The following is a 23,146-nucleotide window of genomic DNA, read 5'->3' as shown; positions in this document are numbered from 1 at the left end:
CCCCGCCGCCCCGCGGCCCCGCGCGCCCCCCGCCCCCCCCCCCCCCCCCCCACCCCCCCCCCCCCCCCCCCCCCCCCCCCCCCCCCCCCCCCCCCCCCCCCTGCCGGCTGCTGCTGGTCGACGGCGTACCGGTCGGGGAGCCGCGATGAGGGCGGGGGCGGCCGTCCCCGCGATCGGGGAGGGGACATGAGCGTGCTGGAGCTGGACCCGGCGCTGGTGGCGCGGGCGCGGGAGCTCGCCGTCCGCGCGGCGCAGCCGGTGGTCGACCTCGCCCGCCGGCACACCACCGTCTCCGTGGAGCGGGCCGTGCTGCGGCTGGCCGGGCTCACCGGCACCGACCCGGTCACCGGGGACGGCGCGGCCACCGACCGGGTGCCGTGGGTGAACCGGGTGGTGGACGCCGTCCGGGAGCAGGTGGGCCTGGAGGCCGGCGTCGCGCTGCCGGTCTGGCACGCGCTGGCCGGCGGCGGCACCCTGGCCGACCTGGCCGAGCAGGTGGGGGCCGGGACGGCGCGGTTCACCGTGCCCGCCGGCGCCGCCGCCGAGCGGGCCCGGGACGCCGCGCGGGACGCCGTCGCCGCCGGCATCGCGCGGATCGACGCCCAGCGCGCCCGACGGGAGGAGCTCGTCGCCCGGCTCGGGGACCCGCCGCGGCGGCCGTGGATCTACCTGATCGTGGCCACCGGCGACATCCACGAGGACATCCCGCAGGCCCAGGCCGCCGCCCGCGCCGGCGCCGACGTCATCGCCGTCATCCGCTCCACCGGCCAGTCGCTGCTGGACTACGTGCCCGACGGCGCCACCCGCACCGGCTACGCCGGCACCTACGCCACCCAGGAGAACTTCCGGCTGATGCGGGCCGCCCTGGACGACGTCGGGGCGGAGCTGGGCCGCTACGTGCGGCTGACCAACTACGCGTCGGGCCTGTGCATGCCCGAGATCGCCGTCCTGGCCGGGCTGGAGCGGCTGGACATGATGCTCAACGACGCGATGTACGGGATCCTCTTCCGCGACATCAACCCGCAGCGGACCTTCGTCGACCAGCGGTTCAGCCGGATGGTGCACGCCCGCGCCGGGATCATCATCAACACCGGCGAGGACAACTACCTCACCACCGCCGACGCCGTGGACGAGGCGCACACCGTCACCGTCAGCCAGCTGCTCAACGAGACCCTGGCGCACGAGGCCGGGCTGGCGGACTGGCAGCTGGGCCTGGGCCACGCCTTCGAGATCGACCCCGACCGGCGGGAGTCCTTCCGGCTGGAGCTGGCCCACGCGCTGCTGGCCCGGGCGCTGTTCCCTGACGCGCCGCTGAAGTGGATGCCGCCGACCAAGCACATGACCGGCGACGTGTTCCGCGGCTACCTGCTCGACGGCTTCTTCAACCTGGCCGGGGCGCTCACCGGCCAGGGCATCCTGCTGGTCGGGATGATGACCGAGGCCGTGGTCACCCCGTGGCTGTCCGACCGCGACCTGGCCCTGCGCAACGTGCGCTACGTCCTGGACGCCGCCGGCGGCCTGGTCGAGGACTTCGCGCCACCGCGGGGCGGGTTCATCGACCGCCGCGCGCACACCGTGCTCGGCGAGGCGGTGCGGCTGCTGGAGCGGATCGCCGACGAGGGCCTGCTGCAGGCCATCGCCGACGGCACCTTCGGCATCACCCGGCGCCCGCCGGACCGCGGCCGGGGCCTGGACGGCGTCGTGCGGCTGGGCCCGGAGGCGTACAACCCGGCCCTGGAGCTGCTGGAGCGGGAGGCGGCGCGTGCCTGAGACCGGCCGTAGTGGCCACGACGGCCGGATCGTGCGCCCGTACGGGGACACCACCGGCGACGGGATGGTGCAGCTGTCGTTCACCCTGCCGGTGGCCCCCGGCCCGCGGGCGGACGGCGCGGCGCTGCAGCTGGCGCAGAAGATGGGCCTGGCCCCGGCGATGGTCGTGCACAGCCACGGGATGGGGGAGGGGTTCACCTTCTTCGTCGTCTACGGCAGCACCCGGCACCTCGTCGACCTCGACGCCGTGCAGGTCGAGGAGCGGGCCTACCCGCTGCTGACCCCGGCCGAGGTCGACACCGCGATCCGCACCGGGCTGCGCCGCAAGCTCGTCGTCCTCGGCGCCTGCATCGGCACCGACGCGCACACCGTCGGCATCGACGCGATCCTCAACCTCAAGGGCTTCGCGGGGGAGAAGGGCCTGGAGTACCACCGCGAGTTCGCCGTCACCAACCTGGGCGCGCAGGTCGCCGTCCCGGAGCTGGTCACCCGGGCGCGGGCCGAGCGGGCCGACGCCGTCCTGGTCTCCCAGGTGGTCACCCAGCGCGACGCGCACCTGCGCAACACCCGCGAGCTGGCCGCCGCGTTCCGCGAGGCGATGGGGGGGTCCCGCCCGCTGCTGGTGGTCGGCGGCCCGCGCTTCGACCCCGCGATGGCCGCCGACCTCGGTGTCGACAAGGTCTTCGGCCGGGGCACCACCCCCGGCGAGGTCGCCAGCTACCTCGTGTCCGCCCTCGTCCCCGCAGGAGCGCCCTCGTGACCGACGACCGCCTCGGCCTGACCGTCACCCACCGCCGCTACGTGCCGCACGCGCACGCCCACTACGGCGGGTCGCTGGTCGACGGCGCCTACACCCTGGGCCTGTTCGGGGACGTCGCCACCGAGGTCGCCATCGTCATGGACGGCGACGAGGGGCTGCTGGCCGGCTACACCGAGGTCCGCTTCCTCGGGCCGGTGCACGCCGGCGACGTCCTGGAGGCCACCGCGGAGGTGGTGCGGATCGGGCGGCGCAGCCGCGAGCTGCGCTGCACCGCCCGCGTCACGGCGCGCGCCGAGCCCGGGCGGGGCCCGTCCGCGGCGCGGGTGCTGCAGCCGCCGCAGACCGTCGTCGAGGCCACCGCCACCCTCGTCGTCCCCGGGCCCGCCACGCCGTAGCGGGCCCTCCCCGGCGCCCCGGGATCCGGCGAGCCGGCCCGGCGTGCGGCAGCGGACCACGCCCGTCGCGGCGGGCGGCCGGGGAACGGCTCCGGGATGGGATGCTGGGCTGCGACCGACCGGCGCGCGCCGGTGGTCGCAGGCCCCGTCCGACCGGCGCGGGGCGGGTCGCGCGCGGGAGCGCCGGGGTGCACGGGAGGCGACGGTGGGTGCAGCCCCGGACACGCTGGAGCGGCCGTCCGGCGCACCGCACCCCACGCCGGGCCGCGGTGCCCGGCGCCGCCGGCCGTGGCGCACCCTGCTGGCCGCCGCCGGCGGCCTCCTGCTCCTGCTCGCCTTCCCCGGGTACGGCCTCTGGGCCCTCGCCCCGCTCGGCCCGGCGGCCCTGGCGCTGGCCGTCCGGGGACAGCGGGCCCGCGGCGGGGCGTGGCTGGGACTGGTGTTCGGGCTGGCCTTCTTCGCCCCGCTGCTGTCGTGGAGCGGCATCTACGTCGGCGCCTTCCCCTGGCTGGCGCTGGCCGGCTGGGAGGCGGTGCACCTGGCGCTGCTGGGCGCCGCGGCGGCGGCCACCTCACGCCTGCCGCTGTGGCCGCTGTGGGGCGCGGCGCTGTGGGTGGCCGACGAGGCGCTGCGCGGCCGGTTCGTGCTGGGCGGGTTCCCCTGGGGCCGGCTGGGCCTGAGCCAGACCGAGGGGCCGTTCCTGTCCCTGGCCGCCTACGGCGGCGTGCCGCTGGTCTCCTTCGCCGTCGCCCTCACCGGCACGCTGCTGGCCGCGGCCCTGCTGGCGCTGCGCCGGCGCCGCCGCGCCGCCGCCCTCGCCGCGGCCGGCGCGGTCGCGGTGCCCCTGCTCGGCGGGCTGGCGTGGCTGCCGCTGCCCGGGCCGTCGCTCACCGAGGGCGGGCCCACGGCCACCGTCGCGGTCATCCAGGGCGACGTGCCCCAGCCCGGCCTGGAGTTCAACGAGCGGCGACGGGCGGTCCTGGACAACCACGTCGCCCGCACCCTCGAGCTGGCCGAGGCGGTGGCCGCGGGGCAGCAGCCGCGACCGGACGCGGTCATCTGGCCGGAGAACAGCTCCGACATCGACCCCTACCGCAACGCCGACGCCGCCCGGCAGATCAGCCGGGCCGCCGAGGCGATCGGCGCGCCGGTCCTCGTCGGCGCCGTCGTGGACGGGCCGGGCCGGTTCATCAGCAACACCGGGATCGTCTGGGACCCCCGGGACGGCCCGGGCGACACCTACGTCAAGCGCCACCCGGTGCCGCTGGCCGAGTACGTGCCCGCCCGTGACTTCTTCCGCTTCTTCAGCGACAAGGTCGACCTGGTGCGCCGGGACTTCGTGCACGGCACCGAGGTCGGCGTGCTGGAGATGGGGCCGGCGCGGGTCGGCGACGTCATCTGCTTCGAGGTCGTCTACGACGGGCTGGTGCGCGACGTCGTCGAGGCCGGCGCCGGGATGATCGTCGTCCAGACCAACAACGCCACCTTCGGCTACACCGACGAGAGCGAGCAGCAGCTGGCCGCCAGCCGGCTGCGGGCGGTCGAGTTCGGCCGCACCGTGGTCGTCGCGGCCACCAGCGGCATCTCCGCGGTCGTGGCGCCCGACGGCTCCCTGGCGGCCCGCTCGGAGCTGTTCGAGCCGGCCGTCTTCGTCGAGGACGTCGCCCAGCGGGACTCCACCACGCTGGCCGAGCGCCTGGGCGCGGCGCCGGAGTGGGCGCTCACCGCCCTCGGCGCCGGTGCGGTGCTGGCCGTCGTCGTCCCGGGCCTGGCGCGGCGCCGGGCCGCCCGGGGGGCGCCGTGAGCCCGGTGCTGGTCGTCGTCCCGACCTACGACGAGGTGGACAACCTCGAGCCGATCCTCGAGCGGCTGCACCGTGCCGTCCCCGACGCGCACGCCCTCGTGGTCGACGACGGCTCTCCCGACGGCACCGGGGAGCTCGCCGAGAAGCTCGCCGCCCTGGACCCGCGGGTGCACGTGCTGCGCCGGACGGCGAAGGCGGGGCTGGGCCCGGCCTACGTCGCCGGCTTCCGCTGGGGGCGGGCCCGCGGCTACCCGGTGCTGGTCGAGATGGACGCCGACGGCTCCCACCACCCCGAGCAGCTGCCGGACCTGCTCGCCGCCCTGGCCGACGCGGACCTGGCGCTGGGCTCCCGGTACGTGGCCGGGGGCCGGGTGGAGGACTGGCCGGTGCACCGGCTGCTGCTGTCGCGGGCGGGCAACCTGTGGACCCGGTGGGCGCTGCGCCTGCCGCTGGCCGACGCCACCGGCGGCTACCGGGCCGTGCGCGGGGACCTGGTGGACCGGCTGCCGTTCGGGGACGTCGCCAGCCAGGGGTACTGCTTCCAGGTCGACTGGGCCTGGCGGGCCGTGCGCGCCGGCGCCCGCGTGGTCGAGGTCCCGATCACCTTCACCGAACGCCGGTTCGGCAGGAGCAAGATGAGCGGCTCGATCGTTGCAGAGGCATTGGTACGGGTCACCTGGTGGGGGCTGCAGGACCGGCTGGCCGATCGGCTGCCGGGCCGGGTCTCCCGCCCCGTACCGGGACGGGTCCGCGGTGGCGGGCGGTCGCGCACGGCCCGGTAGGCGGGCCGGGACCGCCGGCCCGGGCGGAGCGAGGAGAACCGTGGGTCGCCGCGTGCGGATCGCAGCCGGGCTGCTGGCCCTGGCCGAGCTGGTCGTCTTCGTGCTGGTCGCCGGGTGGATCGGCGTCGGCTGGACGCTGCTGGCCACCCTGGCCACCAGCGCCCTGGGCTGGGCGCTGCTGGCCCGGCAGGGCACCCGGGCACTCACCGAGCTGCGCGACCGGGCCCGGGAACGCCGCCCCTCCGGCCGCGCCCTGGGCGACGCCGGGCTGATCGCGGTCGGCGGGCTGCTCATGGTCCTGCCCGGCTTCCTCGGCGACGTCCTCGGCCTGCTGTGCCTGCTGCCGCCGACCCGCTTCCTGGTGCGCGGCGCCCTCGCCCGGGTGCTGGTCACCCGCCTGCCGGCCGAGCTGCGCGGCCCGGTGCGGGTGCGCAGCCGCCGCGCCGAGGGGGTGCCGCACGCCGGGCCACGCGCCGGGCGGCCGCTGGTCATCGAGGGCGAGGTCGTCGCCGAGGACCGCCCCCGGCCCGGCACGCGGTAGGACGGGCCGGTCCGCGGACCGACGTCTCTGCCGCCGCCGGCCGCACCCCGGACGCGGAACGGCCCCGGTGGGATCTCCCACCGGGGCCGTCCGTGCCGTCGACCCGCCCGCAGCGAGGCGGGGTCCCTCTCTCAGCTGGCGCGGGTCCGCCGGCCGCGCAGCACCTCGAGGCGCTCGGCCAGGACCTCCTCGAGGTCCTCCACCGAACGGCGCTCGAGCAGCATGTCCCAGTGGGTCCGCGGGGGCTTGACCTTCTTGGGCGCGGGCTCGGCGCCACCGACCAGCTTGGCCGCGGAGCCGTCGAACTTGCACTCCCAGGTGTCGGGGAGCTCGGCGTCGTCAGCGAAGGGCACGGTGAACAGGTGACCCGAAGGGCACCGGTACTCCGCGTACTGACGCTCGATCGGCGCGGTGTTCCGCTCGGTCTCGTAGCTCACGCTGCCCAGTCGGCTGCCCCGCAGGGAACGCTCGCCCATGGCACACCGTCCTCTCGTGCTGGTGGTGTCGGTCGGATCTCGTCGTCGCAGGCGGGGATACCCACCGGATGACGGGGTCGAAAGAACCAACGACGGATTTCGCGGAGAGATTCCGCTGAGTCGGTTCACAATCATCGCATGGGGTGGTAAACCCGCCGCCGCCCACCCCCCGAGGGGTGAGGTCAGGGGAGGGCGAGCTGCCCCGGGCCCACCGCGGCGGGCCCCAGCTGGCCCAGCACGTGGTGGCGCCGGCACAGCACCTGGTAGTGCACCTCGGGCTCGGGGCCGGCGTCGTCCGGCGCCGGGGTGGGCGCAGTGTCGGCGACGACGACGGTCTCGCCCTCCCGCACCATCGCGCCGTCCACCACCCGGGCGTTGAGCAGCCCGGGCAGCCCGCACCAGCACAGCACCTCCACCTGGATGCGCTGCACGTCGTCGGCGACCTCCAGCAGCCGCTGGGTGCCGGGGAACAGCCGGGCGCGGAAGTCGGTGGTCAGCCCGAAGGCGTAGACGTCGACGTGCGAGTCGTCGACGAGCTCGGCGAGCTGGTCGACCTGCGCCGCGGTGAGGAACTGGGCCTCGTCGACGATCAGGTAGTCCACCCGGTGGCCCTCGGCCCAGTGCGCGCGGACCAACAGCCGCAGGTCGGTGGCCGGCCCCACCTCGATCGCCTCCCGGCACAGCCCCACCCGGGAGCTGATCAGCGGCCGCGCCGACCGGTCACCCTGGGTGAGCAGCAGCCCGCGGCGTCCCTGCCGGCTGTGGTTGTGGTCCACCTGCAACGCCAGCGTCGACTTCCCGCAGTCCATGGGCCCGTGGAAGAACCGCAGGTGCGCCGGGGCCGGGTGCCGGCGGCGGTCACCGGCCACCGGGACCACCGCCGCCCGCCGCTCGGTGCCGGCATCGAGGTCGGGCAGGGGACTCACAGGCGCTCCGGAGGGGTGTTGCCGGCCGCGAGGACGGCGCGGCGGACGGGCAGCGCGGCCAGGGCCACGAACCCGGCCACGAAGAACACGACCAGGCTGACGATCGCGTACCGGTAGGAGCCGGTCAGCTGGTAGGTCAGGCCGAACGCCAGCGGTCCCAGCCAGCTGGTGCCCCGGTCGCTGATCTCGTAGAAGCCGTAGTACTCGGCCTCCTTGCCGGCCGGGATCAGCTGGCTGAACAGCGACCGCGACAGCGCCTGCGTGCCGCCCTGCACCAGGCCGATCACCGCGGCGAGGGCGTAGAACTGCGCGACCGCCCCCTCCTGGAGGAAGAAGGCGGCCAGCAGCACACCGATCCAGGCCACCAGGCTGCCCAGCACGACCCGCTGGGCGCCGTACCGGGCGGCCAGCCGGCCCAGCCCCAGCGCGCCGGCGATCGCCACCACCTGCACCATGAGGATGGCGCCGGTGAGGACCGACTGGTCCAGGCCCAGCTCCTCGGTGGCGTAGGTGGCCGACAGCGCGATGACGGTCTGGACGCCGTCGTTGAACAGCAGGTAGGCGCCGAGGAACCACAGGGTCAGCGGGAACGCCCGCATCTCGCGCAGGGTGGTGGCCAGCTGCCGGAAGCCGCTGCGCGAGGCCGCGGCGGACTCCCGGACCGGCCGGTTGCGCAGCCGCGACACCGTGAAGACGGTGAAGGCCCCCCACCACAGCCCAGCGGTGGCCAGGCAGATCCGGACGGCCTCGCCGGTGGTCAGCCCCAGGGACGGCGCCCCCAGCACCAGCCCCAGGTGGACGGCGAGCAGCAGCGCCCCGCCGACGTAGCCGAAGGCCCAGCCGCGGCTGGACACCGCGTCGCGCTCGTCGGGCCCGGCCAGGTCGGGCAGCCACGAGTAGTAGACGACCGTGGCCGCGCCGAAGCTGATGTTGGCCACGACGAACAGCAGCGCCCCCAGCAGGTAGCGGCCGTCGGCGACGAAGAACAGGCCAGTGGTGGCCACCGCGCCCAGCGCGGCGAACCCGGCGAGCAGCTGCCGCTTGGCGCCGGTCCGGTCGGCCACCGCGCCGGTCAGCGGCAGCACCAGCACCTGCAGCACGACCGACAGCGACAGGACGTAGGAGAACCAGCTGCCCGGCGGGATGGACAGCCCCAGCACGCCCAGCCGGCCGTCGGGGCCGGCGGCCTCCTCGGCCACCGAGGTCAGGTAGGGGCCGAGGAAGACGGTGGTGACGCTGGTGTTGAACACCGACATCGCCCAGTCGTAGGAGTACCACCCGAACCGCTCGCGGCGCAGGGCCGGCTCGGCGGCGGGGGCGGTCGGGGAGGCGGCCGTCGTCACGGGCGCAGGGTGTCAGCCGGGCCCGTGACCGTCCAGCACGAGGTGGTCACGGGATGTCGTCGGGGACGATGCCGCCGGGGAAGGCCGCGGTCGCCGTCGTCGGCCGGGTCGGGTCCACGTAGGCGGGGCGGTCGGCCGGCTCCCCGGCCCGCAGCGGGACCAGGCCGCGGGTGATCGCGGCGGCGATGCGGGTGCGGGCGCGGTTGGCGTCGCCCACCCGGCCCGGCTGCAGGTCCTCGAAGAACACCGGCGGGCCGATGTGCACCCGCAGCGCGGGCCGCCGCCACAACGCCCGCAGCAGGGTGCGCAGCTTGCCCCAGTCGTTGGCGTACTGCAGCACCTCGTGCGCGCCCCACTGGCTGACCGGGATCACCGGGACGTCGGCGGCCAGCGCCATGCGGGCCAGCCCGGTGCGGCCGCGCTCGGGCCAGCCGTCGGGGGAGAGCCCGACCCGCCCCTCGGGATAGGCGACGACGTGCCCGCCGTGGGCCAGCGCCACCCGGGTCACCGTCAGCGCGTGCGCGGCGACGTCGGTGCCGCGGTCGACGCGGATGCCGCCGGCCCGCTCCAGCAGCGGTCCGGCCACCGGTGAGCGCATGATGCCGCCGGTGGCCAGGAACCGCGGCGTGACGCCGGCCCGGTGCAGCGCCACCGCGACGACGAACGTGTCGAAGTCACCGATGTGGTTGACCGCCAGCAGCAGCGGGCCGCGCAGCCAGTCCTCCCTGATGGAGCCGGTGACCTGCAGCCGGCCGAACACGCCGGGCAGCCACGACAACCACCGCAGGGCGAACCGCCAGAACCACCACGGCGGGCTCGCCGCGATCGCCAGCTCCCGGGCGAACCACTCCGGGTCGTCCGGGCCGACCAGGTGCGCGACGTCGTCGGGCAGCCGCGGGGGCCGGGGCCGCCACTGCCGGATCCGCCGTCCCAGCCCGCTCACCGCGGCGTCCACTGCCCGCGCTTCTCCAGCAGCTCGCGCAGCATCGCCGGCCGGTCGGTCATGACCCCGTCGACGCCGAGGTCCAGCATCGCCGTCGTCTCCTCCACGGTGTTCACCGTCCACACGTGCACCTGCAGGCCGCGGGCGTGGGCGGCGGCCAGGAACCGCTCGTCGACCAGCGCCCGGCCCCCCAGCTGCAGCGGCACCTGCGCGCAGCCGGCCTGGATGCGCACCAGGCCGGCGGCGCGGGGGGAGTAGGAGGACAACCGCAGCGCGGCCACCCCGCGCGGGCCCAGCGCGGTGCACACCGCGGGCCCGAACAGCCGGCGGGCCGCGGCCACCCGGGCGTCGGAGAACGAGCCGAGGCAGATGCGGTCCTCCACCCCCAGTCGCCGCACCGTGCGCACCAGGGGGGCCAGCACCCCCGCGGCCTTGATGTCGAGGTTGAAGCGGACGTCGGGCCAGGCGCCGAGCAGCTCCTCCAGCCGCAGGATCGGCTCCCGCCCGCCGATGCGGGCGGCGGAGACCTCCGCCCAGGGCAGCTGGTCGACCCGGCCGGTGCGGTCGGTGACCCGGTCGAGGACGGCGTCGTGGAAGACGATCGGCACGCCGTCGGCGGTCACCCGGACGTCGGTCTCCAGGTACCGGTAGCCCAGGGCCACGCAGGCCTCGAACGCCGGCATGGAGTTCTCCAGGTGCTCGATCGCGCCGCCGCGGTGGGCCATGGCGATCGGGGTCGGCCCGTCGAGGAACGCGTACCGGGCGGGGACCACGCCGACACGCTAACGCCGGGCGTCGCCGGGCTGGTCAGGGCCTCGGTGCACCGGCCCCACCCGTCCCCTCCGCACCGTGCGCCCGACCGGCGACGGCGTCGGCCATGCGCTCGACGATCGTCTGCAGCACCGGCCGCGGGGTGGCCAGGTTCAGCCGGACGTGCCCGGCGCCCGGCGCGCCGCACTCCGGCCCGTCGACGAGGGCGACCCCGGCCCGCTCGAGGAAGAAGGCGCCCGGCGAGGTCGGCAGGGCCAGGGCCCGGCAGTCCAGCCAGGCGAGGTAGGTGCCCTGCGGTGGGGTCCACCGCACCCGGGGGAGGAGCCCGGCCAGCAGCTGCTCGAGCCGTCGCCGGTTGCCGTCGAGGTAGGCCAGGACCCCGGCCAGCCACGGCCCGCCCTCGGTGTAGGCGGCGGTGGCGGCGAGGACGCCGAGGGTCGAGGCGCCGTGCACGCCGAAGAAGCCGACCCGGGCCCAGTGCGCGGCGTCGGCCTCGTTGGACAGCAGCAGCTGGGCGGCCTTGAGACCGGGCAGGTTCCACGCCTTGGACGCCGACGTCGCGGTGATCGTGTGCGCCGCGGTCGCCTCCGACAGCGACGCGTACGGGCGGTGCACCGCGCCCGGGTACACCAGCGGGGCGTGGATCTCGTCGGCGAACACCCGGGCACCGGCCGCCTCCACGACGTCGGCCAGGGCGCGCTGCTCGGCTGCGGTGAAGACGCGGCCGGTCGGGTTGTGCGGGTTGGTGTGCACCACCAGCGCCCCACCGCCGGCGCAGGCGGCCGCGATGCCGTCGAGGTCGTAGGTGGCCACCCCGTCCCGCTGCACCATCGGCACCTGGACCAGCCGCCGGCCGAGCAGCCCGGGCACCGTCAGGAACGGCATGTAGGCCGGCGTGGGCAGGACGACGGCGCCGCCGGGTGGGGTGAAGTGCTCGACGGCCGCCTGCAGCCCGGCGATGACGTCGGACAGCGGCGTGATCCACTCCGGCGGCGGCGACCAGCCGTGGCGGGTCCGGTACCAGTCCGCGCACGCCCGGGCCATCGCGGCCGTCGCCTGCGGGGTCAGGTAGCCCAGGGCGCCGCGGTCGACGGCCTCGTGCAGCACCCGGCGCACCGCCGGCGCGGTCCCGAAGTCCATCTCGGCGACGAAGGCCCCCAGCGCCGTCCCGTAGGCCGACCACTTCAGCCCGCCGGCGGCGCGCAGGGCCTCCACGGTCACCGCGTCGAACCCGTTCGTCCCGTCCTCGGCCACGGCGTTCCTCCCACCCCGCGTGTCGGGCGTGTCCCTCCGTGCTGTCGGTGGTGCCGTCTACCGTGCGCACCGTGGCCAAGCAGCACACCACCCAGGTGACCGACGAGGAGGCGACGACCGGCACCGGGCTCCCCAGCCCCCGGCAGGGGAGCGGAGCCGAACGCCGCTGCGGCTGGTGCCGCCGAGTGCTCCCGCAGCAGGGCTCGGTGGGCCGCCCGCGGCAGTACTGCGGCCAGGCGTGCCGGCAGCGGGCCTACGAGCAGCGGTCGGCGACGGCGAAGGCCGGCCTGTCCGGCGACGTCGTCCTCGTGACCCGGGCCGAGCTCGACGGCCTGCAGGACCGGCTCTACCAGCTGCGCTGCGCCCTGGAGGACGTGCAGACCCTGCTGACCGAGCGGCCCACCAAGGCCGAGCTGGAACGCTCGCTGTCCGACCTCGTGCGCTCCACCGGCCGGCTCGACCGGCTCTGGGTCACCGAGCGCGCCGGCTGACGTCGACGGCTCGTCAGCCGTCCTCCTCCTCGTTGCCCTCGCCCTGTTCGGCACCGTCCTCGGGGTCGCTGAGGTCGGGCACGTTGTCCTGGGACTCGTCGGACTCGTCGTTGGTCTCGGTGTTGACGCTCTCGTCGTCGGTGGTGCCGTCCCGCTGGTCCTGCCCGGATGCCTGGCAGGCGGTCATCGTCGCACCGCCTCCGAAGAGCGCCAGGGCGGTCAACAGTGCGGCGATCGGGCGTCGGAGTTGCATGTCTCCGACCCTATGCAGCACCCGGGGACACCGCCCGTCGAGACCGCAGACCCACCCATCATTGCGTCACTGTGACGCAATGATGGGTGGGTCTGCGGGTCGGGGAAGGGGTGGCGGCGGGCGTCTCGGGCAGGGGGTCGAGGCGCCGGAGAGCCCGGGAGGCGGCCGGTGGCGCCGGGCGCCGTCGCGCCGGTCATGATCATCGCGGGCGCCGCCGGGACGAGCAGCACAGCGGCCGGCCGCCGACGCCGCCCGCCGGAGCCGACGTGCACACGCCGAAGCTGACGTGCACCGGGGCGCCACGGGCCGCGACGCCGCGGGGAACCCGGACCGGCGACGGCCCGGACGCGCCGACCCGTGGACGTCGACAGCCGGCCGACTGGACGGGTGACGACGGGCGGGCCAGCCAGTGCTCCAGCCCTCCCGGTCCGCTCGATATCAACCGCCGATAATGCACATTATGTCAACTAGGGCGCTGCGGGGCCGCCCTACCCGAGCACCGGCACGTCGTAGTCGCCGAAGCGACGGTCCGCGGTGACGACCACCAGCCGCCGCCGCGCGGCCTGAGCGATGAGCATGCGGTCGAACGGGTCCTCGTGGTGACGCGGCAGGCGGCCGGCCGCCAGGCCGTCCTCGACGGTGATCGGCAGCGGCTCGAAGCCGTGGTGGGCCAGCTCCGCGGCGAGGTCGTCCGGGGCGGACAGCTTGCCGAGCGCGGCCTTGATCGCCATCTCCCACGCCGACGCCGCCGACACCGCCACCGCCGTCCCGGGATCCGCGATCGCCTCGCGCATCGTCCCGGTCATCCGGGGTCGTCAGCGAGCCACCACAGCAGGACGTGCGTGTCGAGCAGCAGCGTCACGAGTCGCTCTCGCCGCGGAAGGCGGCCAGCACGCTCTCCGGCGTCTCGTCGAAGTCGTCGGCGATGACGACCCGCCCCCGCCAGGTGCCCGGGACACGGGGCTCGCGGCGGACCGCCGCCGGGACCAGCCGGGCCACCGGCTTGCCGGCCCGGGCGATGACGACGTCCTCCCCCGCCTCGACCGCCTCCAGCAGCCGGGAGAGCTGCGTCTTGGCCTCGTGGACGTTGACGGTCCTGGTCATGCCACCCAGCGTATGGCTAAGTCTGGCTAGGTCAATCGCGGCCGAGGTCGCCGCCTCTCGTATTACGTCACAGTGACGATGACTTCCGGGTGCCCCGACCCGTCGGACCAGCGACAGCCACCGGACCACGAGGAGGCCCCGTGCCCAGCACCGTCCGCCCGATCATCGTCACCGCCGACCTCGACCGGCTCCTGGCCTTCTACACCGGCCTGCTGGGCGCCACGGAGGTGATGCGCTTCCCCGGGGAGGGGCCGGTCTCCTACGTCGGCCTGGCCCTCGGCGACTCCGAGCTCGGGCTCTCGGCCGACGCCTCGGTCGTCCCGGGCGACCCGGTCGCATGCTGCTGAGCATCGAGGTGGACGACGTCGACGCCCGTCTGGCCCGGGTCCAGGCGCTGGGCGGTGCGGCACCCGGGCCGGCCAACGACATGCCCTGGGGTCAGCGGGTCGCCCACGTCCAGGACCCCGACGGCAACGCCGTCAACCTCACGCAGACCCTCTGACGGCCCGCGTCGCCGGTGCCGTCCCGTCCCGCACGTGTCCTCCGGGCCCGGCGGCGTCCGGGGTCACCGGTCCGATCCGGTCCCGGGCCCCGACGGCCACCGCCGGCGGCCCTGGCTACCGGCTGGAGACGGCGACCCGGACGCCCAGCGCGACGAGCACCGTCCCGCTGACCGCCTCCAGCCGCCGCCGGATCCGCGGCTGGCGGAACCAGGCCCCGGCCCGCGCCACGCCCGCGGCCAGCCCCAGGTACAGCCCGGTCTCCAGGGTGATCTGCAGCAGCCCGAGGGCCGCGGTCGTGGCGAACACCGGGCCGTCGGCCGGCACGAACTGCGGATAGAAGGCGAGCATGAACACGGCGGCCTTGGGGTTGGCCAGCTGGACGACCAGCCCCTCACCGAAGGCCGTGCACCACCGCCGCCGTCCCATCGGAGCGGGAGGGGGCGTCGGGACGTCGGGTGCCCGGCGGTCCCGCCACGCCGTCCGCCAGGCCTTGACGCCGAGGGCCAGCAGCACGGCCGCACCGAGGATCCGCAGCACGAGGTAGGCGACCTCGGAGGCCGCGACGAGCGCGGCGAACCCGGCGCCGGCGACCAGCGCCCAGACGTAGAGGCCCAGCTCCAGGCCGAGCACGGTCGGCACCGCGCCGCCGAGGCCGCGCAGGGCCGCCCGGCGGAGGATGAGCGCCATCGCCGGCCCCGGCGAGGCCGAGATGAGCGCGACGGCCAGCACGAACGCCGGCAGTGACCCGAGCAGGTCCACACCGGGATGGTGTCAGCCCGCCGGCCGCCCGGGCGACCTGTTTGCGCTGCCGGCGACCACGCCGGCCACCCCGTCGAGGTAGCAGGCCAGCGCGAAGGCGAAGCCGGCGTCGAGCTCCCCGCCCAGCTCCCCGGCGTCCCCGGGTGGGGGGCCGTCGAACACGCCGGCAGCCACGGCCCGGGCCAGGGCGGGGAAGCGGTCGGGGTCCAGCAGCGGTCCCAGGGTGGCCCCGTAGCCCCGGCCGGCCGATCCGGGGTCGGCGGCGTACCCGCGCTCGAGGTCCACGGCGAGCCGGGCGTGGCCGTGCACCAGGGACAGCAGGCCCATGAGGACGGCGAGCCGCTCCTCGTCGTCCAGTCCCGTCTCCTCCAGCGCGGCCAGCCCGCGGTCCAGCCAGGCCAGGTTGCCCGGTCCCATGGGCGGGCCGCTGATGGGGACGTCGCGGAACCACGGGTGCCGGCGCAGCACCGCCAGCACACCGCGCGCCCAGGCGCCGAGCCGCCGGCGCCAGTCCCCCTCCTCCAGGTCCGCGGAGGGCCGCTCGTAGGCGGCGTCGGCCATGAGCAGCAGCAGCTCGTCCTTGCTGCGCACGTGCCGGTACAGGGCCATGGTCGCGTTGCCCAGCTCGGCGGCGACGCGGGCCATCGAGACGGCGGCGAGGCCCTCGGCGTCGGCGACGCGGACCGCCGCCCGGGTGATGTCGGCCAGGGTCAGCGTCGGCCGGCGGCCGCGGCGGGCGGCCGGGCGGCGGTCCCAGAGCAGCGCGACGTCGTCGGGGAGCGGGTCGGCATCCGTTGCCACGCGTTCAGCGTATGCCATACGCTCTTTCGCGTATGACATACGCAGTGACCGTCCCCCCGATGGAGGCACCCGTGATCGTCGAAGCCCGAGACCTGGTCAAGAGGTTCGGCACCCACCGCGCGCTCGACGGCGTCGACCTCGCCGTCCCGGAGGGGTCGGTGCTGGCGCTGCTCGGGCCCAACGGCGCCGGCAAGACCACCACCGTGCGCGTGCTCACCACGCTGGCCCGGCTCGACGGCGGGCGGGCCACCGTCGCCGGCGCCGACGTCACGACCGATCCCGCCGCGGTGCGCCGCGTCGTCGGCGTCACCGGTCAGTTCGCCGCCGTCGACGCCCAGCAGACCGGCCGGGAGAACCTCGTGATGATCGGCCGCCTGCGCCACCTGGGCCGCGCCGCCGCCCGCCGCCGCGCCGGCGAGCTGCTCGAGCGCTTCGACCTGACCGCCGCCGCGGAGCGCCGGGTCGCCACCTGGTCCGGCGGCATGCAGCGCCGGCTGGACCTCGCGATGAGCCTGGTCGTGCCCCCGCGCGTGCTCTTCCTCGACGAGCCGACCACCGGCCTGGACCCGGTCAGCCGGACGGCAGTCTGGACGGCGGTCACCGCCCTCGTGCGCACCGGGACGACGGTCGTGCTGACCACCCAGTACCTGGAGGAGGCCGACCGGCTGGCCGACCGCATCGTGCTGCTCGACGGCGGCCGCGTGGTGGCCGAGGGCACCGCCGAGCAGCTCAAGGCCCGGGTCGGCGGCGAGCGACTGGTCCTCACCCTCCCCGAGCCGGCGGCCGCGGCCCGCGCCCTGACCGTCCTCGCCGCGGCCGGCGCGGTCCCCGGCGACCGTCCCTCCACGGTGACCCTGCCCTCGGACGGCGGCGCCGAGCACCTGCGCCGGGTGCTCGAGGACCTGCACACCGCCGGCGTCCCGGTCACCCGGGTGGCCGGGGCCCGGCCCACGCTCGACGACGCCTTCCTCGCCCTGACCGGCACCCGCGCGGCCGCCTCCGCCGCGACCCCCGTCGCCGTCCCCGCCTGAGGCCGGAGGAGACCGATGACCACCCTCTCCCCCACCGCCCGCCCGACCTCCCGGGCCGCCGCGGCCCTCACCGAGTCGCTGACCCTCGTCGGCCGCTGCATCCGGCTGTCCCGCCGCGACGTGGAGGCGCTGGTCATGGCCGTGGTGCTGCCCCTGCTGATGATGGCGCTGTTCGTCTACGTCTTCGGCGGCGCCATCGCCGGGCGCGCGGCCTACGTGGACTACGTCGTGCCCGGGATCGTGCTGCTGTGCGTCGGCTTCGGCGCGGCATCCACGGCGACGGCGGTCGCGGCCGACATGACCAGCGGCATGGTCGACCGGCTGCGGGCCATGCCGATCGTCGGCTCCGCCTTCCTGACCGGGCACGTGGTGGCCAGCGTCGCGCGCAACGCGGTGGCCACCGCCGTCGTCCTCGTCGGCGCCCTCGCCATGGGGTTCCGGCCCGACGCCGGTCCCGTGGAGTGGCTGGCCGCGCTCGGCCTGCTGCTGCTCTACGTGCTGGCGCTGTCCTGGCTCGCGGCCGGCCTGGGCGCCATCGCCTCCAGCGTGCAGTCGGCCGGCGCGCTCAGCTTCGCCATGCTCTTCCTCCCCTACCTGAGCAGCGCCTTCGTGCCGACCGACACCATGCCCGCCGTCCTCCGCGCGGTCGCCGAGCACCAGCCGATCACCCCGGTCATCGAGACGGTCCGCGGCCTGCTCACCGGCACCCCGATCGGCGCGACCGGCCCGGTCGCGTTCGCCTGGTGCACCGGCCTGCTCGCCGGGGCCGTCGTCCTCGCCGTGGGGTTGTTCCGTCACCGTGTACGTGGTTGATCGTTGGGGATAACGGTGGAGTGGTGGCGCGTTCCCCGGCCGGCTCCCAGGCTCGTGCGGTTGACTCCCGGCCGTGGACGTCGTGGGCGGGTTCTGGGCGCGCGTCACCACCCCGGTCCCCGACCTCCCGACGCCGGTGCTGCTGGCCGCCCTCGTCGCCGCCGCCGTCGTCATCGGCACCCCGGCGCTGTGGCGGTACGCCCGGAACGTCGTGACCATCGCCCACGAGGGCGCGCACGGGGTGGCCGCCCTGGTGACGGGGCGGCGGCTGGCCGGCATCCGGCTGCACTCGGACACCTCGGGGGTGACCGTGTCGGCGGGCCGGGCGTCCGGGCCGGGCATGGTGCTGACCTGCGCGGCGGGTTACCTGGGCCCGGGCCTGTTCGGCCTGGGCGCCGCCGCGCTGCTGGCCGCCGGGCACGCCGTCGGGCTGCTGTGGGCGCTGCTGGCCCTGCTCGCGCTGCTGCTGGTGCAGATACGCAACTGGTTCGGCCTGTGGTCGGTGCTGGCCACCGCCGCGGTGGTGGTCGCCGTGACCCGGTGGCTGCCGCCCGACGGGCAGGCCGCCTTCGCCGCCGCGGGCACCTGGTTCCTGCTGCTGGCCGCGCCGAGGACGGTGGTGGAGCTGCAGCGGGCCCGGCGGCGCCGCGCCGCGCCGGACTCCGACGCCGACCAGCTGGCCCGGCTCACCCGCCTACCGGCGCTGCTGTGGGTGGGGCTGTTCCTGCTGGTGGACGTCGGCGCCCTGCTGCTCGGCGGGTGGTGGCTGCTCGGCGCGCGCTGGGTCGGCTGAGCCGGCTCACTTCCGCCCGCGCCGCCGGGGCTCGGCGCCCGCGGGCTGGCACACCGGCTCCACGTGCGGCGCCGGCGGGATCTCGGCGACCACCTCCTGCTCACCGACGGTGATCCGCCGGCCGTGGTGGTGGACGTCGAGCGGATCACCCTCCGAGAGCCGGTAGGTCGTCTCGGTGGGGCTCACCGACACCAGCAGGCAGCGGCCCTGGTAGTTCAGCCGGAACCGCAGCCGGGTGATCCGCTCGGGCAGTCGCGGGGCGAACTGCAGCCGCCCGTCGTGGTCGCGCATGCCGCCGAACCCGGCCACCGCCACCGTCCAGCCCCCGGCCAGGGAGGCGATGTGCAGCCCGTGCCCGGAGTTGCCGTGCAGGTTCTGCAGGTCGGTGAGCGTCGCCTCGCCCCAGTAGTCGTAGGCCAGCTCCAGGTGCCCGGTCTCGGCGGCGACCACCGCCTGCTGGGTGGCCGACAGGGAGGAGTCCCGCACCGTGCGCGCCTCGTAGTAGGCGAAGTCGGCGACCTTCTCCTCGTGGGTGAAGGCGTCACCGCGCAGGTGCAGGGCCATCACCAGGTCGGCCTGCTTGACCACCTGCTTGCGGTAGATGTCGAAGTACGGGTAGTGCAGCAGCAGCGGGTAGCACTCCGGCGGGGTGTTCTCGAAGTCCCACTCCTCGTGGTGGGTGAAGGCGTCGGACTGCATGTGCACGCCGCGCCGGGTGTCGTACGGCACGGCCATCAGGGAGGCGGCCCGCAGCCACAGCGCGACCTCGTCCTCGGTCACCTGCAGCCGGCCGGCGACGTCGGGCTGGCGCTCCACCGCCGCGGCCGCCTCGCGCAGGTTCCGCTGGGCCATGAGGTTGGTGTAGACGTTGTTGTCCACCACCGCGGTGTACTCGTCGGGGCCGGTCACCCCGTCGATGCGGAACCCGTGCTCGTCGTCGAAGTGCCCCAGCGAGGCCCACAGCCGCGCGGTCTCGATGAGCAGCTCGGCGCCGTGGTCCCGGTCGAACTCCTCGTCGAGGGTCGCGTTGTGGTAGCGCACGACGGCGTCGGCGATGTCGGCGTTGATGTGGAACGCCGCCGTCCCCGCCGGCCAGTACCCGGAGGTCTCCTCCCCGCGGATGGTCCGCCACGGGAACGCCGCGCCCTGCAGCCCCAGCACCCGCGCCCGCTCCCGGGCCAGCTCCAGGGTGGAGTGCCGCCACCGCAGGGCGTCCCGCGCGGCGTCCGGGGCGATGTAGGTCAGTGCCGGCAGCACGTAGGTCTCGGTGTCCCAGAAGGTGTGCCCGTCGTACCCCGGGCCGGTGAGCCCCTTGGCGGGGATGGGCTGGCGCTCGGCCCGCAGGCCGGCCTGCAGCAGGTGGAAGACGCCGACCCGCACCGCCTGCTGCAGCTCGTCGTCGCCCTCGATCTCGACGTCGGCGTGCAGCCAGTGGGCGTCGAGCACCTCACGCTGCTCCCGCAGCAGCCGCTCGAAGCCGGCCAGCTTCGCCGTCGCCAGCGCCCCCTCCACCTGGTCGCGCAGCGCGGCCGACGAGCGCCGCGAGGACCACCCGTAGGCCAGGTACTTCACCAGGCGCACCGCCGACCCCTGCGGCAGCCGGGCGGCGAGGGTGAAGCGGGCGAGGTCCTCCCCCGCCTCGATGTCCTCGGTGTAGGTGTCGGGCACCTCGACGACGTGGTCCATGCCGGCGGCCATCCGCAGCCGGCTGCGGCGGGTGCGGTGCACCAGCACCGCCCGCTGGCCGCGGCCCACGGCCAGCTCGCTGACCAGCGGGCGGGCCAGCGCCGCGGCGGCGCGGGGGTCGTCGCCCTCGCTGCCGCTGTCGACCGGCTCGTTGGCCAGCAGGTCCGACTGCAGGGCGATGTAGAGGTCACCGAGGCCGTCGGTGCACTCCACCGCGTACTCGATGGCCGCGATCGAGCGCCGGCGCAGCGAGACCAGCCGGGTGCTGGTGACCGTCACCGTGCGCCCGTTGGGCGAGCGCCACTCGGTGGTGCGGCGCAGCACGCCGCGGCGCAGGTCCAGCGACCGGCGGTGGGAGACGATCTCCCCGTAGTCCAGGTCCAGCGGGGTGTCGCCGACCAGCAGCCGGATCAGCTTGCCGTCGGTGACGTTGACGACGGTCTGGCCCTGCTCCGGGAAGCCGTACCCGGCCTCGGCGTAGGGCAGCGGCCGCTCCTCGAAGAAGCCGTTGAGGTAGGTGCCGGGGACGACGACCGGCTCGCCCTCCTCGAACGAGCCGCGCATTCCGATGTGCCCGTTGGCCAGCGCGAACACCGACTCGTGGACGGCCAGCGAGGCGTGGTCCAGGCCGATCTCGGTCAGCGACCACGGCTCGACCGGGAAGGTGGGGCGGCCCTCGGTCACGGCTGGTCCTCCAGCAGCTGCTCCAGGTCGGTGACCACCACGTCGGCGCCCGAGGCCGCCAGCGCCTCGGCCTGCCCGACCCGGTCCACCCCGATGACGAAGCCGAACCGCCCCGCCCGGCCGGCGGCCACCCCGGCCAGGGCGTCCTCGAAGACCGCGGCCGCGGCCGGCTCGACGCCCAGGGCCTGCGCGCCGGCGAGGAAGGTGTCGGGGGCCGGCTTGCCGCGCAGGCCGCGCTCGCCGGCGACCACGCCGTCCACCCGGGTGTCGACCAGGTCGGCGAACCCGCCGGCGGCCACCACCTGCCCCCCGTTGGCCGAGGCGGTCACGACCGCCGTCGCCAGCCCGGCGTCCTTCACCGCCTGCAGGTAGCGCACGGAGCCGGGGTACACCTCGACACCGTGCTCGGCGAGCTCGGCGAGGACCAGCTCGTTCTTGCGCAGCCCCACCCCGTGCACGGTCTCGGCGTCCGGCGGGTCGCCGTCGGTGCCCTCGGGGAGGGTGATGCCGCGGCTGGCGAGGAAGTCCCGGACGCCGTCCAGGCGGGGCTTGCCGTCGACGAAGCGGTTGTAGTCGTCCTGGGTGAACTCGGCGGCGGCGGGGTCGCGGCGGCGGAGGAACTCGTCGAAGGTGCGCTTCCAGGCCGCCATGTGCACCGTCGCCGTCCGGGTCAGGACGCCGTCGAGGTCGAACAGGCACGCGCGGATGGAGGCGGGGAGTCCGAGCACGGTGCGACGCTACCGGCGCCGACCGCCGCCCGCCGGGCCGGGAAACGTGCTGTTCACCGACGCGCGGCCGGGGTCCCCGGTGCCTAGGGTCGGGAGCGGGGGTGCCGCGCGCGCCGCCCGCGGGGATGCCCGTGTCCCGCCGTCCCGAGCCGAGGAGAGGACCACCATGGCCGAGCGCCCGACGCCGCCCAGCCCGTTCGACTTCCTGCCGCAGGTGCCCGGTTTCACGGTCACCAGCACCGACTGCGCCGACGGCCGGCCGCTGGACACCCCGCACGTGAGCGGCGTCATGGGCGCCGGCGGTGAGGACCGCTCACCGCAGCTGTCGTGGTCGGGCTTCCCCGAGGGCACCCGCAGCTTCGCCGTCACCGTCTACGACCCCGACGCCCCCACCCAGAGCGGGTTCTGGCACTGGGCGGTGGCCAACATCCCGGCCACGGTCACCGAGCTGCCCAGCGGGGCCGGGGACCAGGGCGGCACCGGTCTGCCCGAGGGGGCGGTGCAGCTGCGCAACGACGCCGGGTTCCCCGGGTACGTCGGGGCCGCTCCCCCGGCCGGGCACGGTCCGCACCGGTACCTCATCACCGTGCACGCGGTGGACACCGACGCCCTCGACGTCACGCCGGACACCACCCCCGCCGTCCTCGGGTTCAACCTGTTCGGCCACACGCTGGCCCGGGCCACGCTGGTCGCCACCTACGAGCAGACCTGACCCGATCGGGCGACGCGGACTCGACGCTGCGCGAGCCCGCGGACGCGGTGGGTCACCGACACGCCCTCTGTGCTTGAAGACTGAAGTTCCTGGCCGCCGCGTGGGCACCATGGCCCCATGGCGACTGCCCGGTCGCACCGGCGCCGCCCGCGGACCGCGGGCGCGCTGGCGGCCGTCGCCCTGCTGCTCCTGCTCCCGCTGCTGCTCCCCCCGCCGGCCGCGGCCGGCGGTCCCCCGGCCGCGCCGGTGGACGTCGTCCCCGCCGTCACCGGCGCCTACGGGACGACCGGCACCCTCGCCGTCGTCCTCGCCGCCCAGGAGGCCCGGGCCACCGGGCTGTCCCCGCGCGCCGCCGAGGCGCGCAGCGCCCGGGTGGCCGCGGCCACCGCGGGCAACGACCAGGCCACGCGACCGTTCCCGACCGCCTCCCTGGTCAAGCTCTTCGTCGCCGAGGACCTCCTGCACCGGGCCCGGCAGGGGACCCTTCCCCTCACCGAGGAGGACCGGCGGCGCATGGCGGAGATGGTCCGCGGCTCCTCCGACGCCATCGCCTCGGACCTCTGGGGCCGCTTCGACGGCGACCGGATGGTCCGCGACGTCGCCGCCCGCTACGGCCTGCGCGGCACCGCCCCGCCCCGCGTGTGGGGCGAGTGGGGGGAGACGACGACCACCGCGCAGGACCTCGCCCGCTTCCTGGCCCGGCTGCCGGTGGTCGCCCACCCGGACGACGCGACCACCCTGACCGACTGGATGCGCGGGGCGACGGCGACCGCGGCCGACGGCTTCGACCAGCGGTTCGGGGTCCTCGGCGCCGTCCCCGGGGGCGCGGCGGTCAAGCAGGGCTGGATGTGCTGCCTGGGCGGGATGCGCCACCTGCACTCGGTGGGCCTGGTCGGGACGCAGGTCGTGGTGCTGCTCAGCGAGGTGCCCCTCACGGTGGGGTGGGACGCCGCGCGGGCGTCGCTCACCGCCGCCGCGGCCGCGGTGCCGGCCCCACCCGCCCCCTGACCCGACGCGGCCGCG

26 protein-coding genes and 1 pseudogene are annotated in these 23,146 nt (G+C 75.9%); 14 read left to right on the top strand and 13 right to left on the bottom strand.

Annotated elements, in window-relative coordinates:
- Positions 1-186 precede the first annotated feature (186 nt).
- From kamD to ACI79E_RS20085, 6 genes are all read left to right on the top strand, one after another.
- Complete coding sequence (gene kamD / locus ACI79E_RS20110; protein ID WP_456934343.1) at positions 187-1,770, top strand: lysine 5,6-aminomutase subunit alpha; 1,584 nt, start codon at positions 187-189, stop codon at positions 1,768-1,770.
- Positions 1,763-2,530 carry a lysine 5,6-aminomutase subunit beta gene (gene kamE / locus ACI79E_RS20105; RefSeq protein ID WP_456934342.1) on the top strand — a complete coding sequence of 256 codons (768 nt, stop codon included), beginning with the start codon at positions 1,763-1,765 and terminating at the stop codon, positions 2,528-2,530. Before kamD ends, kamE begins: the two co-directional genes overlap by 8 nt.
- Complete coding sequence (gene kal / locus ACI79E_RS20100; protein WP_456934341.1) at positions 2,527-2,925, top strand: 3-aminobutyryl-CoA ammonia lyase; 399 nt, start codon at positions 2,527-2,529, stop codon at positions 2,923-2,925. The genes kamE and kal overlap by 4 nt, the downstream gene beginning before the upstream one ends.
- Before the next feature lie 205 nt (positions 2,926-3,130).
- Positions 3,131-4,729: an apolipoprotein N-acyltransferase gene (gene lnt / locus ACI79E_RS20095; RefSeq protein WP_456934340.1), complete on the top strand. Its 1,599-nt coding sequence runs from the start codon at positions 3,131-3,133 to the stop codon at positions 4,727-4,729.
- Positions 4,726-5,511, top strand: coding sequence for a polyprenol monophosphomannose synthase (locus ACI79E_RS20090; protein WP_456934339.1), 786 nt, complete (start codon positions 4,726-4,728; stop codon positions 5,509-5,511). Before lnt ends, ACI79E_RS20090 begins: the two co-directional genes overlap by 4 nt.
- A 52-nt stretch (positions 5,512-5,563) precedes the next feature.
- Positions 5,564-6,052 carry an FxsA family protein gene (locus ACI79E_RS20085; protein ID WP_456934338.1) on the top strand — a complete coding sequence of 163 codons (489 nt, stop codon included), beginning with the start codon at positions 5,564-5,566 and terminating at the stop codon, positions 6,050-6,052.
- A gap of 131 nt (positions 6,053-6,183) precedes the next feature.
- Here ACI79E_RS20085 and ACI79E_RS20080 read toward each other — a convergent pair whose 3' ends face one another.
- The 6 genes from ACI79E_RS20080 to ACI79E_RS20055 form a co-directional block, all read right to left on the bottom strand.
- Positions 6,184-6,528: an RNA polymerase-binding protein RbpA gene (locus tag ACI79E_RS20080; protein WP_091322337.1), complete on the bottom strand. Its 345-nt coding sequence runs from the start codon at positions 6,526-6,528 to the stop codon at positions 6,184-6,186.
- Positions 6,529-6,710: 182 nt separating this feature from the next.
- Positions 6,711-7,454 (bottom strand): thymidine kinase, encoded by a 744-nt coding sequence (locus tag ACI79E_RS20075; RefSeq protein WP_456934337.1) that lies wholly within the window; start codon positions 7,452-7,454, stop codon positions 6,711-6,713.
- Positions 7,451-8,797: an MFS transporter gene (locus ACI79E_RS20070; RefSeq protein WP_456934336.1), complete on the bottom strand. Its 1,347-nt coding sequence runs from the start codon at positions 8,795-8,797 to the stop codon at positions 7,451-7,453. The genes ACI79E_RS20075 and ACI79E_RS20070 overlap by 4 nt, the downstream gene beginning before the upstream one ends.
- 46 nt (positions 8,798-8,843) lie before the next feature.
- Positions 8,844-9,740, bottom strand: coding sequence for a lysophospholipid acyltransferase family protein (locus ACI79E_RS20065; RefSeq protein WP_456934335.1), 897 nt, complete (start codon positions 9,738-9,740; stop codon positions 8,844-8,846).
- Positions 9,737-10,513, bottom strand: a complete 777-nt coding sequence (locus ACI79E_RS20060; protein WP_456934334.1) for a glycerophosphodiester phosphodiesterase — start codon at positions 10,511-10,513, stop codon at positions 9,737-9,739. The genes ACI79E_RS20065 and ACI79E_RS20060 overlap by 4 nt, the downstream gene beginning before the upstream one ends.
- Positions 10,514-10,547: 34 nt before the next feature.
- Complete coding sequence (locus ACI79E_RS20055; RefSeq protein WP_456934333.1) at positions 10,548-11,765, bottom strand: MalY/PatB family protein; 1,218 nt, start codon at positions 11,763-11,765, stop codon at positions 10,548-10,550.
- A 71-nt stretch (positions 11,766-11,836) separates the two neighbouring features.
- Between ACI79E_RS20055 and ACI79E_RS20050 the strand changes: the two genes are divergently transcribed.
- Complete coding sequence (locus tag ACI79E_RS20050) at positions 11,837-12,256, top strand: hypothetical protein (RefSeq protein WP_456924033.1); 420 nt, start codon at positions 11,837-11,839, stop codon at positions 12,254-12,256.
- A 13-nt stretch (positions 12,257-12,269) separates the two neighbouring features.
- Here the strand turns inward: ACI79E_RS20050 and ACI79E_RS20045 are convergent, their stop codons facing one another.
- The 3 genes from ACI79E_RS20045 to ACI79E_RS20035 form a co-directional block, all read right to left on the bottom strand.
- A complete protein-coding gene (locus ACI79E_RS20045; RefSeq protein WP_456934332.1) occupies positions 12,270-12,509 on the bottom strand; it encodes a hypothetical protein in 240 nt (79 codons plus the stop codon).
- A gap of 488 nt (positions 12,510-12,997) precedes the next feature.
- On the bottom strand, positions 12,998-13,315 hold the full coding sequence (locus tag ACI79E_RS20040; protein ID WP_456934331.1) for a type II toxin-antitoxin system VapC family toxin: 318 nt from the start codon (positions 13,313-13,315) through the stop codon (positions 12,998-13,000).
- A gap of 52 nt (positions 13,316-13,367) precedes the next feature.
- Positions 13,368-13,613, bottom strand: coding sequence for a type II toxin-antitoxin system Phd/YefM family antitoxin (locus ACI79E_RS20035; protein WP_456934330.1), 246 nt, complete (start codon positions 13,611-13,613; stop codon positions 13,368-13,370).
- A gap of 140 nt (positions 13,614-13,753) precedes the next feature.
- Between ACI79E_RS20035 and ACI79E_RS20030 the strand changes: the two genes are divergently transcribed.
- On the top strand, positions 13,754-13,960 hold the full coding sequence (locus ACI79E_RS20030) for a VOC family protein (protein ID WP_456934329.1): 207 nt from the start codon (positions 13,754-13,756) through the stop codon (positions 13,958-13,960).
- Positions 13,903-14,115 (top strand): annotated as a pseudogene (locus ACI79E_RS20025) (VOC family protein); the annotation flags it as partial. The gene ACI79E_RS20030 and the pseudogene ACI79E_RS20025, both read left to right, overlap by 58 nt.
- A gap of 115 nt (positions 14,116-14,230) precedes the next feature.
- Here ACI79E_RS20025 and ACI79E_RS20020 read toward each other — a convergent pair.
- Together ACI79E_RS20020 and ACI79E_RS20015 are read right to left on the bottom strand one after the other, a co-directional pair.
- Complete coding sequence (locus ACI79E_RS20020) at positions 14,231-14,875, bottom strand: LysE family translocator (protein ID WP_456934328.1); 645 nt, start codon at positions 14,873-14,875, stop codon at positions 14,231-14,233.
- 12 nt (positions 14,876-14,887) lie between these two features.
- Positions 14,888-15,676: a TetR/AcrR family transcriptional regulator gene (locus ACI79E_RS20015; RefSeq protein WP_456934327.1), complete on the bottom strand. Its 789-nt coding sequence runs from the start codon at positions 15,674-15,676 to the stop codon at positions 14,888-14,890.
- Between the two features lie 71 nt (positions 15,677-15,747).
- Between ACI79E_RS20015 and ACI79E_RS20010 the strand changes: the two genes are divergently transcribed.
- From ACI79E_RS20010 to ACI79E_RS20000, 3 genes are all read left to right on the top strand, one after another.
- Entirely contained in the window at positions 15,748-16,707 is a 960-nt protein-coding gene (locus tag ACI79E_RS20010; protein WP_456934326.1) for an ATP-binding cassette domain-containing protein, read from the top strand.
- A gap of 15 nt (positions 16,708-16,722) precedes the next feature.
- Positions 16,723-17,520, top strand: a complete 798-nt coding sequence (locus ACI79E_RS20005) for an ABC transporter permease (RefSeq protein ID WP_456934325.1) — start codon at positions 16,723-16,725, stop codon at positions 17,518-17,520.
- A gap of 73 nt (positions 17,521-17,593) precedes the next feature.
- A complete protein-coding gene (locus ACI79E_RS20000) occupies positions 17,594-18,313 on the top strand; it encodes a M50 family metallopeptidase (protein ID WP_456934324.1) in 720 nt (239 codons plus the stop codon).
- 6 nt (positions 18,314-18,319) lie between these two features.
- On the opposite strand, the gene ACI79E_RS19995 is transcribed toward ACI79E_RS20000, so the two are convergent.
- Complete coding sequence (locus ACI79E_RS19995) at positions 18,320-20,683, bottom strand: glycoside hydrolase family 65 protein (RefSeq protein WP_456934323.1); 2,364 nt, start codon at positions 20,681-20,683, stop codon at positions 18,320-18,322.
- Positions 20,680-21,411 (bottom strand): HAD family hydrolase, encoded by a 732-nt coding sequence (locus ACI79E_RS19990; protein WP_456934322.1) that lies wholly within the window; start codon positions 21,409-21,411, stop codon positions 20,680-20,682. Before ACI79E_RS19990 ends, ACI79E_RS19995 begins: the two co-directional genes overlap by 4 nt.
- 166 nt (positions 21,412-21,577) lie before the next feature.
- Here ACI79E_RS19990 and ACI79E_RS19985 point away from each other — a divergent pair, with 166 nt between their 5' ends.
- Together ACI79E_RS19985 and ACI79E_RS19980 are read left to right on the top strand one after the other, a co-directional pair.
- A complete protein-coding gene (locus ACI79E_RS19985) occupies positions 21,578-22,123 on the top strand; it encodes a YbhB/YbcL family Raf kinase inhibitor-like protein (RefSeq protein WP_456934321.1) in 546 nt (181 codons plus the stop codon).
- A 117-nt stretch (positions 22,124-22,240) separates the two neighbouring features.
- Entirely contained in the window at positions 22,241-23,131 is an 891-nt protein-coding gene (locus tag ACI79E_RS19980; RefSeq protein ID WP_456934320.1) for a serine hydrolase, read from the top strand.
- Positions 23,132-23,146 lie beyond the last annotated feature (15 nt).

It is taken from the genome of Geodermatophilus sp. SYSU D00079, assembly GCF_054050635.1.
The sequence above is the reverse complement of the archived record's forward strand: the minus strand, read 5'-3'. Positions and strand labels throughout refer to the sequence as shown.